The sequence below is a fragment of the Okeania sp. KiyG1 genome (assembly GCF_014132355.1).
GTDB lineage: Bacteria > Cyanobacteriota > Cyanobacteriia > Cyanobacteriales > Microcoleaceae > Okeania.
This window is the reverse complement of the sequence record NZ_BLZO01000053.1, coordinates 20,696-32,714: the sequence shown is the minus strand read 5'-3', so window position 1 is coordinate 32,714 and position 12,019 is coordinate 20,696. Positions and strand designations below refer to the sequence as shown.

The window sequence follows — 12,019 nt, the reverse complement described above, 5'->3', positions numbered from 1 at the left end:
GTAACAGAAATTATCAATTATTTCCCCCTCCATACCTACTCCCTATCCGTGGAAGAGATGTCTAATATTGGAGTAATTTAAGAAATTATAAACAGATATTATATAGCCGGATTCTATGTGCAACCCCACCGGATTTGATATAAAACCTTTCGCAAAGTGGAAGTGAGTTCTATTGTAATTCCAGAAATGATTATTGTGCTGTCATACACCCTACTTAATCTTTCGTTTACCTGAATGCAGCAACTCAAATTTTTAGCAGGTTTAGTTATATCAAGCCACATTAATTAAATTGTATATAGGGAATTTGTATGCAATATTCCTATGTCTGAAGAAAAGCAATTTTTGTTACAGTTTTTTAAATGAGATATGCTACTTATTAACAAATAATTTGAGAAATAGGTAGGCATTAAAACTGTCTATCTTAAATGTTTGAATAAATTCAAAGATGATATCTAAAAGTCAAGATTTGATGACATATATAGTCCTGTACTAATACCTGGTTTGTGGATAGTGAGCTATCTTTAAATAAGTAGAAGCTAAAAATCTCAGCAACTTTATCACTAACTTAGGTAAGTATTATGAATAAATTTAATGTCACCTCTTGGAATAATAATTCAGCTAAAGTAATTACAAAAAATGAATCAGAATCTAGAATGTGGGATGGTTTGAAGCAAGCGATCGCTGTAAGTTCAGGTTTTCAGAGATGGCAATTAGAGCGTAAGATTAATGAAGGCCAGCAGCAAAATCTATCCTTGGATCGACAAGTTAGTATTTATTTACGGGAAACTCTAGAAACACTAGCTTATTAACAACAGTAGTCTATATTACAAATTTTCTTGTTCGTTTTTTATCTCAACGTTGGTTGAAGACCCGCGCTCTCCCGAAGGGGAGCGTCGGGATGAAAACCAATCAATTTTGCGGTTTCGTTAATAGTGTGTTAGACTTAGAAATATGGCTGCTGGGCTAGCAGTTTCAGTCTGTGGAGCGCGCCTTTAGACCGAAAAGAGGCTCGACCTTGGAGGCTGGTGCATTGAAGCAGAAAGACCTAATAGCGCGATGGTTAGGAATCCCGCGCTGTCACGCAAGTGCAGCGTCGGGAGGATGTCAAAGGCAGGAAATATACAGTAAGATTCAACTGCATCTTAGAAATACCATCACAAAAAGTTTTCTAATTCTATAGCAGTCGCAGAAAAGGGCGCGGACTACTTCAGAAGCTTCAGGACTTACACAAAATACGAAATTATATACACACCATTTGTAGGGGTTAACGGCTGTTAACCCATAGTATCTGTCATAATTATGCGTAATTCCTGAGCTTAAAACTTAGACAATGTAAGATTTTTCCTTCTGCTTTCTGCCTTCTGCCATAATTCTGATAACAACTCAAATTACAAAACGCCTGGTCCTAATATATTTAGAGCCAGGCGTTTTGCTTTTAAAAAAAGTTTTTTATATTTAGGGCCTTTATATTAGCTAACCCCACTTAGATATTTAAGGTCTTTATTTTTAGCTGACCTCAATTTATATTCATTTACTATTTGACAACAACTTTACAGGGATCGACGATTTCGTAATATTTTCTTTATTTTTGTGTATTTTTATGGCCAAATATATATCCTTATGACAAAATTTAAACTTTTGTTACTTAGACGAAGAGGATCGATTATGGCGCTCCGCGCTCCGCGCAAGTCAAAAGTCAAAAGTCAAAAGTTAAAAGTTAAAAGTTAAAAGTTAAAAGTTAAAAGTTAAAAATCAAAAGTTAAAAGTTAAAAGTTAAAAGTTAAAAGTAATCTTTGACGATCATAAATGTCAGCGCCCTTTGTTTTGACTGCTATACTTAGGGCTTGCTGAATAAAGCTAAAAGTCAGGATAGCTTACAGTAATGGAGCTTTTTATATTCAATTTATCTCCTTAAGTTATTGGCTAGTTTTGCCTCAAAATACTGAAATTTTCTGCTGAAATTCAAGAAAATTTCTTCACATAAAATTGCCGAAACCATTGCCTGTTCCCCACAAATCGACCCGTCCCCGCGTCTGGTCCGTCTCCGTGTCCTACCCCCACCAACCAATTTTTTCACCCGTACCCTACTTACTGGCCTGTTGCTCCCAACGAAATAGGACAATCATCAGGACTACAATTCCGACTTGTAAAGCAAAATTAGGGAAAGCAGAAGCAATATTTTGGCCAGCAATAATTTTTGCCAAAAAAATAAAAGCTCCGATGAAACCAGAAGCTCCGAAAGCTACATATATAAATTGCCGTAGTCCTCGATAAGGTGTATCCAGTTCACTTTTGAGGCGAGCATATTTTTCTGGGCTAAGTTTAGTTTGAGAGGAATTATTATTTGAGTTTGGAGTTGACATAGTGTTTTAGATACAAACTTGAAGAAGTGAGTAGGTTGGTATTAGAAATTATAGTGACGATCGGGCAGGAGGCGAAAAAGAAGCAGTTTTTGGGCGTTGGATATTTGCGGGATTAAAGATAAAGGGGTGTGGAGAGTGTCAAGGGCGTTACATAGAGTGCCCATTGGAATTATTGTCCATAAATTATTAATTATTAATTATTAATTATTAATTGTTGAATTACCTTTGTAGCAACAACAATATTGTCTGAAATAAACCAACCACAACACCTAAAACACCACCCAAATTAACAATAGCTTGCAACTCATTTTTAACAATTACATTAACAGCAACTTCCAAATCTTCAGGAGAAGTACCCTTAACACGGTCAATAATTACTTGGTCAATATTTAAAATTGGAATTGCTTGAGCCACAATATTTTCTAAATCCCGCTCTAAATAACGTTCTAAAACCAAAGCTAATTCTTGACTCACTAACTCTAGAGAACTATTCATTATTGATGAAGCTTGTAAACGATTAATAATTAAATCGGCAATATGCTCCCAATCTATAGATAAACTTAAACCTTGAATTAAATCAGCACCACGCTCTCGCAAATATAAACGTACACTATCGCCCATAGTATTTCTTAACTGGCGTACCGTAGAAACAGGTAAATTTTGCATCGAGAGATTTTGTAACCATTCCTGAATTCTTTCTCTCACACCTAATGCTCTGATTAATTCTTTTAAGCGTTGATTAGTTAATTCTCTCTCATCTAAACAAAAAGTTCTTAATCTAACTAAAGTATTACGCAGCCCGAACAAATTAGCTACTACCCAATAAGTACCACTAGCTTTTTCGCGAAAGCCTTCATCAATAATTGAAATATTTTGATCTGTGAGAAAATCAATTAAGGTCTGTCTTAATACATCTGGTGGTAGTACAGCTTTAAGCAACCAATCTGATAGTTGAATTGCCTGCATTTCTGTTAGCTGAAACTCTAGTAATACTTGGTCAAAAATTTGGTTGAGTTGAGGTTCCAAAAAGTCTTCTCTTTTCGCCCAAACTTTGAGCAATCTTGGCAAAGATTGACCTAATAAATCCCGTAAAATATTTGCTAGAATTTTAGCAGTTTTCTTACTTGTATCGATTTTAAATTGTTCTAAAGACATTTGTAGCAGCCAGAGAATAGCTGCCTCCATTCGCTCCGTTTGTAACAAACGACGTGCTAAATTCTGCAACTCTGAAGGAGTTAACAAAGAACCCATTATCGTATCAGCAACTCGCTTTGCTAAACGTTCTTGGTTAGCAGGAATTAAGCCAGGAGTAAAGGGTAGCTTTTGCCCAAAAGCATAGTAAGGACGATAAGGGCGAAATAGCATTTTAATAGCTATATCATTAGTGAAATAGCCAATAATTCCACCTGCAATTGGTGGTACAAAATAAAGCCAGATATTAGACAACTTTAATTATTTCAGACTATCTACTTTGAAAAAAACTAATATAGCAATGTGCGCTGGCATATTTACAAATTTCAGGAGGTGTCCAATAGCTAAAAGTTTTATATTATCAGCTTTTTATCCCCCCTACTGCCTATTGCCTATTGCCAGATGAGCTGCGCGCAGCGCTATAACAATTATAAAATTATCAGAGAGTGTTTGTAAAATAAGTACTTAGACCGCGTAGTGGCGTGACACGTCGAAAATGTTGCATCGGGTAGGGGCGGGTTACACGCTATTCTTAATTGCTCAACATTAAATTTAGATCAACCCGCCCAATACCCCTGTGTCAGTCCAGTAGAGGGTGTTAGTTTTACATGACGTATCCCACAGCAAACATTTGTGACTGTAAAACAGACCATTATTCCAGAAATGGTAAACGTAGCGTCACACACCCTTTAAGCTTAAAAAAATTATTTTGTAATTACTAATATTCCCATCATACCCCCAGCAATAGGGTAATGTTTGGCATTGACAAATCCTACTTGATATGCTAAAGCTACTTGTTCTTGTCCAGTGGGAAATTTAGTCAGACTTGGACTAATATAAGCGTATTCCTGGGTTAGATCCAAATTACGAGCCACAGGAACTACAACTGTATCTAGATACCACTGTTGAAAACTTCTTGCTAAAGAAGCACTCGGACGGTGCATATCCAGAATCGCTGCCTGAGAATTAGGTTTAAGGACCCGATATAACTCTTGTAAACAACGAGGAATATCTAGGACATTACGCAAACCATATCCCATTGTAGCACAATCGAAATAATTATCTGCAAAGGGTAAATTCAAAGCATCTGCTTCTACCCAATTAATAGGACTAATTTGACCACATAAAGGCGATCTGCGGTTACGAGCGATCGCCAATTGTTGTACAGAAAAATCTACTCCATACACTAGACCTTTACTACCCGCACATTTGGCCAACATCCACGCCAAATCTCCACTACCACAACATAAATCTAAGCAAGTATCTCCATCATTAGCTTCACTCCACATGACAGCCATTTGCTTCCAGATTTTATGTAGTCCCAGACTTAGTGCATCATTAAGTTGGTCATAAACTGGGGCTATTCTATTAAATATGGCCTGAACCTCTGTGGAGTTATCAATCATAAGTAGCAGTTTTCATTTTGATAGTAAGTTTATAGAGACTTTTGCTGATTGCAGGAGGCAGCTATGTTAAGTGCAAAAGTTATCAAAATAATTGGGTTGCTCACGCATCCCCGTTACAAAAAAACTTCTGACTTCATTAAAGTATGCCTGAAGCTATGCAAAACTATTTAAAGTCAATGCCAGTAGTTGAGTACAGATATTAATTGTATCAAGTTCTTCTGGACGTATTTTACTCGGTTGCTGCCATTGTAAGGATATCAAGGCCATAAGTTTTTGCCGATAGGAAATTGGCATGACAATATGAGTATTTATTCCTAAAGTTTGATAATTTGCCATACTAGAAAGCTCCTTATCTGCTGATACATCTAGAGCTGCTTGTAATTTTTGAGAGGCGATCGCTTCAATTGCCAGAGGATCGTCAGCTAACCAATTGTCCACCTTACCCAAACTACTACTAACTCCTTCAATTGAAGTTTGAGCATTATCCTCAATCAATTGCAAAATACATACATCACAAGAAAAAGCCTTTCTGTAGACAGACGCAATTTCCTCTAGAGCTTGCTCTATTCTCTCAGAATTTTGAGAGATATTAACCACATTGTTCAACAATTCCAATTGAGTTTGAGCTTTCAGCAATTCTTCAGTACGATGATTCAAAAGTTCATAAGTATTTGCTGCTTTTTGTACAACTCTTTTTAGTTCATTAGGGTCCCAAGGCTTAGTAATATACTTATGTACTTGTCCAGAATTAATCGCTTCCACCAAATCTTCAATATCAGTAAATCCTGTCAGAATAATTCTGATAGTATTAGGAAACTGGGGCAATGTTTTACTTAAAAATTCTGTACCCTTCATTTCTGGCATTCGTTGATCGGAGATAATGACAGCCACCTCTCCTTCCGATGCCAAAATTTCCAAAGCCTCAATCCCACTTTCAGCTTTTAGTACGCTAAAATCTCGTCTAAAGGTGCGGTAGAGCAAGTCCAGGTTATCTGGTTCATCATCTACCACTAGCATTTTAGGCTTTTTTCTTCTAGTTAAGCTCATCAGTTGGCTTTTTATGCTATCTAACTGTTGAGGAATTGCTTCCATTCAAACAAACCTCTGCAATTGTAACCCCGAAATAACATAATACTAATTTAATTTTCGACATCTTCCCCACACTTTCAAAAATTAATTTATGGCAACAATACCTTAAACTCAAAGCTGATTTGATTGGATGCTTAAGAATTTCCTTTTAATTTTACCGAAAAATTGTGGTATGAAGCCTCCCCTTTTAAGGGGATAAAAGCGGTCGTAGCGGAGCTTCCGTAGGGTGGGATGGCTCGAAACCTGCGCCATATCCAATCGACCAAGAGAAGAAAAAATTTCATGATTAGTCAATGCTATCCGTTTTAAAGGAGAGGCAATTCTAAATTCTAAATTCTAAATTCTAAATTCTAAATTCTTGAATATCTTATCCAGTCTTAACTATATCAGATACATGAAAAGCCCAAGTCCCATCAGCCAGCATTAACAAGCAATTTGTTTAATGTTCACCAAGTGATAATATTAACAGATTGTGGCGCTGTTTTGCGATCGGGCATTTATCTATCAAATACTACTTGACCTAAATAACACAGGAGCATGAAAGCCATCGTCTTTTAAGCGATGGATCAAAGGCGAGGAGTCGGATTTTAATCCGAAGTATTTTATTTGACCGAAAAGCCACGTTGAAGGCCCCCGTGTTTGAACCGAGGGGATGAAAACAAGGTAGTCGTTTGGACTAGACAACTAAAGTTTTCCTCTGTTACTATGATCGACAATAAGTTTTCGTTCCACCCGTTTCAAATGTACTCTTGTCAGCAAGTTTTAGTTGCTCAAAATTCTGAATTAATTGCTATCTTAACATTCTTATGTGAACAGTTTCACAAGCTCACTAACATGGGAATATATTATGCCAGACAACTATATTTTAAGTCTCAAAAAGGCATTGGCAAGTATGACGCAAGAATTGGTATACAAAAAGAACAATCACTATAAAGTTCTACATCTCTCTTGCAGCACAACAAATCTTGAGAACTGTAGGGGAATCATTTAGGTCTTCAGGATGGTCTTATTATTGCCTATAGTTCAGGAAAAATATCAGACAGACCAAGGATTCCTAACTATAGAAAAAAAGGGGGAATGGCTACAGTTAGTTATCCCAAGCAAGCATTAAAACTTAAAGATAATCAAATCAGAGTACCATTAGGGAATACCTGTAAACGCTGGTTTGGAGTAGATAGCTTTTTAATTCCCATACCTAGTAATCTAGCATTTTATAATCTCAAAGAACTGAGAATATTACCGAGAAATAGATGCTTTACCCAAGAATTTGTCTATAAAAAAGAAGTAGTAGTTAAACCTCTATTAAATCAAGATGATGTATTAGGAATTGACCATGGTTTAAATAACTGGTTGACCTGTGTATCTAATGTAGGTACTAGCGCGGATAGTAGATGGTAAACACCCACCCCTTTAGTTCCCATCCCGGGAGGATAGGGGTGGGTTGGTACAACAAACAGATATCAACTATTAAGGAAAATCAACCGACTGGATTTTGGTCAAATAAACTAGCTGCCATTACTGAAAAGCATAACCGCCAAATGCGATTTGGGTATAAATAAAGCAGCCAGAATAGTAATTAATCATTGTTTAAAAAATCAGCTCGGTACAATTGTTTTTAGTTGGAATAAAGGTCATAAAAATGAAATAGAATTAGGTCATAAAAGTAATTCATAATTTGTACCAATTCCCACAGCTAGACTGAAAGAAAGAATATCTCAGTTGTGTGATGAATATGGAATAATATTGATAGAAACCGAAGAAAGTTATACTTGTAGGGGCGAATGGCATTCGCCCCTTCGTTTTTAGATAGTGACGATCTGCCTATTTATGGTGAGAAACCCAATGATTGGAAACCTAAGTCTTTCAGACAAGCTTTCCTACGGAATGCTACGCAAACGCTTTTCATGTCGCGCAGCGAAACAGGAAAAAGAACAAAGCGTGGTTTGTATAGAACAGGTAATAATTGGTGTGTGAATGCAGACTGTAATGGGGCTGCAAATATAATTGCAAAAGTAAGCCACAAAGCTGTAGGGGCGAACGGCCGTTCGCCCCTACTTAAGCCAACTGTGTAGGGGCACCGCGGAAATTGTCCCCAAAGAGTATATCTTTGGTCAGCTAAGAAGAAACGTAGCAACACGGATTTATCCTGTTGCGTAGTATCTGCGCTTGTTTCCCCGTGACTTGAGTCCCGGGAGTAGTCAATACGTTATTATCTAACAACCGTCTATCTTTAATTGTCAGTATTCAACCGAAACCTTAGGCATTTGGAGAAAAAGATATAGACTTTTTGTAAAAGTAGGGCACAGGGAACACCTAATATGGAAAAAGACAATAAATTTTAAGGAAAAAGGTATAGAAAATGATTTTGTGAACAAATTTTACAGTTCTAGTTTATGCTAAATAAAGGGCAAGTTTATTTTCTGGAGATGTCTCTTTTATAACCAGAAATTATTCCACTTTATTTATGGTGTTGTATGGATTTATGATGTTGTATGGAAGTAGCCACAACTTTTAGGACATTCTATCAGAATTCAAATTCAATAATGACAAGAGTTTTTCTTGTAAATTCTCACTACTGACTACTGACTACTGACTACTGACTACTGACTACTGCTATATCTCAGAAATAAATTAATTTATGGCCTTGTATCTCTAGCTGATATATTTTTAGGTAGCATGGTCAAAGGCTTATCCATTCATTTAAAGTAAAAAAAGTGCGCCCTCAACTATGATCGAAACACCAGAAAATTCCCCCAACTCTCAAGAAAAATCAACAAACCCAGTAGAGATAGAAAACTTAATTGGTTTGCTACGTCGCAAAGAAAGTAATTGGGTAGAGTGGGGACAAGCTTGTGCAAAACTACAAAAAGCTGGATATACTTCTCAGCAAATATTTGAAGCAACAGGGTTTGAACCTGTACAGCAAAATCAGGTGATAGTGGGTTCTCAAGTATATACCAGTATTGTCAATGCCAAAACTGAAAAAAATGTGAACTCACAAAGTGAAACAGATTTTTTATCGCGCTTTGAGAGATCGGGTAGTGATATTCTTTACGAATTGAGAATTTTAACTCAAGAGCAAAGAGTTATAGCAACTAAGTTTATAGTTGAGCATAATCTTGATGTTGACGATGCTAAAGACTTAGCAAAGGCCATGAAGGAATTTGCTCGGATGAAAACTATACCAGAAGGATTTTCCGATCGCCCTGGAGATATAGTAGCCTATCAATGTTGGAAACTAGCTAGGCAGCAAAACGACTTACAACATCGGTCTCGTCTCATTGCCAAAGGTCTTAAATTAGCTGATTCTCAAGCGGCCAGAAAACAACTTGAACAATTACTGACTGATTTTACTATTGTTTCCCAGAGACCAGCACCCCGTTTGCCAATTTATCGAATGGAGTCAGAAGAAGAATTGCCCCGTGTTTTACCAGTGGTGGGAAAATTACCGCTGAATACGGAAGATTTAAAAGCTGTACCTATAGTTGAGGAGGTGGGGTCTCATGGAATAGTAAAATTTGCTGGTGGAACAGGTGCTTGGGTAGGGATACCTGGATGGCGAGTTGTTATGCAAGCAGAAGATCCTGTAGCAGTGATTGAAAATAGCGATCGCTTACCTACTCCAATACCAGGAGAAACTGAAGAAGTTTTGTTAATTATAGATAGGTCTCAACGTGAATGGCATGAGGATGGTTATTTTATATTAGACCAAGCTGGGAAGATAGAGATGCAGTGGTTTGATGAATTACCTAATACACCTTTGCTCGGACGGGTTTTGCTAGTATTAAGACCTAAAAAGATTTTCGATCAAGAATTTGTGAAAGACCTTTTGCAATTTGAGGAATAATAGTTCACTGAAAGGGAGCAGGGAGTGTGGGGAGTGTGAGGAGTGTTGGTACCCACCCCTAACCTCTCCCAGGAGGGGAATGTGGGGAGATGGAGGCAAATTTCTACCTTTTTCTCATATTATATTTCTCTAGCTCCTGACTCTGTCCTCCTTTGCCAAAAACTCGTACTGCGGGCTAATATTCCAAATGGTTTCTATAAGAGTAGAAAAAAGATTAAATATCGGGAATTTGATATTTTGAGGGCAAAAATAGCTGAAAAGCATACAGAACAAGGGAAATACATCAAAAGGCTAAAATAGCTAATATATCAGGACTTACGCAAAGACACTATGTATAGAGTCCAGTAACTATTGGACAATAGTTACAAGTACTATATATAGCGTATCTGCGTAAGTCCTATATATATAATTTATGGAGGCAAATTTCTACCTTTTTCTCATATTATATTTCTCTAGCTCCTGACTCTGTCCTCCTTTGCCAAAAACTCGTACTGCGGGCTAATATTCCAAATGGTTTCTATAAGAGTAGAAAAAAAGATTAAATATCGGGAATTTGATATTTTTGAGGGCAAAAATAGCTGAAAAGCATACAGAACAAGGGAAATACATCAAAAGGCTAAAATAGCTAATATATCAGGACTTACGCAAAGACACTATGTATAGAGTCCAGTAACTATTGGACAATAGTTACAAGTACTATATATAGCGTATCTGCGTAAGTCCTATATATATAATTTTTTGCTCCTGCTTGCTTATTTATCATTTCCCTTATGGGTTTAATAACCCACTGTCTACACGGTGTTCAAAATTGTTTGGGGTGAGAATCCATAAGCAATTTTCCCTTCTGCCTTCTGCCTTCTGCCTTCTGCCTTCTGCCTTCTGCCTTCTGCCTTCTTCAATTACAAATTATGAGCAAAACAAAAGATAAAAAGTTTACTCCTCCTCTGATGAATGTACCTTTGGTAGATTCGCCATTTTTTGAACAAATTTTTAGCCAGTTAACTTTAGACGAAGACACAAAAAAACTTGTCAAACAATTTGTCGAACAAGGATATGTAATCATAGACGACTTAGGCATAGAAAATATTGCAGAAACTACAGACAGAATAGTTAAAGACTTAACTCCCATATATGGAGACAAAGGCAAAGTAGAATCAGCTTGGATTTATCACGACCGAATTCAAGATGCTTGGACATTCAATCAAGATGTTAAAAAAATTGCCACTTCTCCCAAAATTCTTAACTTATTAAAAATACTTTATCAGCGAGAACCAATCCCATTTCAAACCCTAAATTTTAAGTTTGGTACTCAACAATCTACTCATAGTGACAGTATACATTTTAGTTCAATGCCAGCTAGATTTATGTGTGGAGTTTGGGTAGCTCTTGAAGATATAGATGCAAATAACGGTCCCCTACATTATTATCCTGGTAGTCATAAATTACCAATGTTTGATTTAAACGACTTAGGAATTACAGGTAGTTATCAAAATAAGCCTTATGATGTTTATCCTATATATGAAGAGTTTTTACAGTCATTAATTGAACATAATGGTTTAGAAAAAGTAGAACTTTATGTGAAGAAAGGGCAAGCTTTAATTTGGGCTGCAAATTTACTACATGGGGGTAGTCAAGTTTTAGATAAAAACCGCACTAGATATAGTCAAGTAACACATTATTATTTCTCTGATTGTATGTATTATATTCCTTTACTTTCAGACCCATTTTTACATAGAATTCATCTGAAAGAAGTGAGAAATATTATGACAGGAAAAGTCGTCGATCATATTTATAATGGAGAGAAAGTTGAAGTTAATCCCGAACAGTATGAAGTGGAAAGATTAAAATATCAACTGTTACAATTTCAGGAGGAGTTAGAAAAATTACGACCTATGGCAATGGAATCTTATGATGAACTGAGTGTATTAAAACCTCAACTTCAAACAGTTGAGTCAGAATTAGAAAAGTTACGCAGTCAGTTATATAATTGTCAAACAAAATTTCAATTATCAGAAGCTCAAAATCAGGTTATTGAGGCAGAATTAGAAAGATTGAGAACGAAGTTATATGGAATAATTAATAATTAACAATTAATAATTAATAATTACCTCTTCTTACAAATT

General features: G+C 36.4%; 11 protein-coding genes. 7 read left to right on the top strand and 4 right to left on the bottom strand.

What is annotated here, in order from left to right:
• The first annotated feature begins 578 nt into the window (after positions 1-578).
• On the top strand, positions 579-809 hold the full coding sequence (locus SAGCYANO_RS09615) for a hypothetical protein (RefSeq protein ID WP_237396031.1): 231 nt from the start codon (positions 579-581) through the stop codon (positions 807-809).
• Between the two features lie 1,275 nt (positions 810-2,084).
• Here the strand turns inward: SAGCYANO_RS09615 and SAGCYANO_RS09610 are convergent.
• The 4 genes from SAGCYANO_RS09610 to SAGCYANO_RS09595 form a co-directional block, all read right to left on the bottom strand.
• Positions 2,085-2,363 carry a DUF3493 domain-containing protein gene (locus SAGCYANO_RS09610; RefSeq protein WP_202219871.1) on the bottom strand — a complete coding sequence of 93 codons (279 nt, stop codon included), beginning with the start codon at positions 2,361-2,363 and terminating at the stop codon, positions 2,085-2,087.
• Positions 2,364-2,582: 219 nt separating this feature from the next.
• Positions 2,583-3,809, bottom strand: a complete 1,227-nt coding sequence (locus SAGCYANO_RS09605) for a DUF445 domain-containing protein (RefSeq protein WP_202219870.1) — start codon at positions 3,807-3,809, stop codon at positions 2,583-2,585.
• 449 nt (positions 3,810-4,258) lie between these two features.
• Positions 4,259-4,960 carry a bifunctional demethylmenaquinone methyltransferase/2-methoxy-6-polyprenyl-1,4-benzoquinol methylase UbiE gene (gene ubiE, locus SAGCYANO_RS09600; protein WP_202219869.1) on the bottom strand — a complete coding sequence of 234 codons (702 nt, stop codon included), beginning with the start codon at positions 4,958-4,960 and terminating at the stop codon, positions 4,259-4,261.
• Between the two features lie 153 nt (positions 4,961-5,113).
• Entirely contained in the window at positions 5,114-6,052 is a 939-nt protein-coding gene (locus SAGCYANO_RS09595) for a response regulator (RefSeq protein WP_202219868.1), read from the bottom strand.
• 738 nt (positions 6,053-6,790) lie between these two features.
• Here SAGCYANO_RS09595 and SAGCYANO_RS09590 point away from each other — a divergent pair.
• The 6 genes from SAGCYANO_RS09590 to SAGCYANO_RS09565 all read left to right on the top strand — a co-directional run bounded on the left by SAGCYANO_RS09590 (position 6,791) and on the right by SAGCYANO_RS09565 (position 11,983).
• Positions 6,791-6,982, top strand: coding sequence for a hypothetical protein (locus SAGCYANO_RS09590; RefSeq protein ID WP_202219867.1), 192 nt, complete (start codon positions 6,791-6,793; stop codon positions 6,980-6,982).
• Between the two features lie 144 nt (positions 6,983-7,126).
• On the top strand, positions 7,127-7,447 hold the full coding sequence (locus tag SAGCYANO_RS09585) for a hypothetical protein (RefSeq protein WP_202219866.1): 321 nt from the start codon (positions 7,127-7,129) through the stop codon (positions 7,445-7,447).
• On the top strand, positions 7,441-7,608 hold the full coding sequence (locus SAGCYANO_RS09580) for a hypothetical protein (protein ID WP_202219865.1): 168 nt from the start codon (positions 7,441-7,443) through the stop codon (positions 7,606-7,608). Before SAGCYANO_RS09585 ends, SAGCYANO_RS09580 begins: the two co-directional genes overlap by 7 nt.
• 222 nt (positions 7,609-7,830) lie before the next feature.
• Complete coding sequence (locus tag SAGCYANO_RS09575; RefSeq protein ID WP_202219864.1) at positions 7,831-8,121, top strand: hypothetical protein; 291 nt, start codon at positions 7,831-7,833, stop codon at positions 8,119-8,121.
• A 656-nt stretch (positions 8,122-8,777) separates the two neighbouring features.
• Positions 8,778-9,896 carry a RuBisCO accumulation factor 1 gene (locus tag SAGCYANO_RS09570; protein WP_202219863.1) on the top strand — a complete coding sequence of 373 codons (1,119 nt, stop codon included), beginning with the start codon at positions 8,778-8,780 and terminating at the stop codon, positions 9,894-9,896.
• A 908-nt stretch (positions 9,897-10,804) separates the two neighbouring features.
• Positions 10,805-11,983 carry a phytanoyl-CoA dioxygenase family protein gene (locus SAGCYANO_RS09565; RefSeq protein WP_202219862.1) on the top strand — a complete coding sequence of 393 codons (1,179 nt, stop codon included), beginning with the start codon at positions 10,805-10,807 and terminating at the stop codon, positions 11,981-11,983.
• The last annotated feature ends 36 nt before the right edge of the window (positions 11,984-12,019 follow it).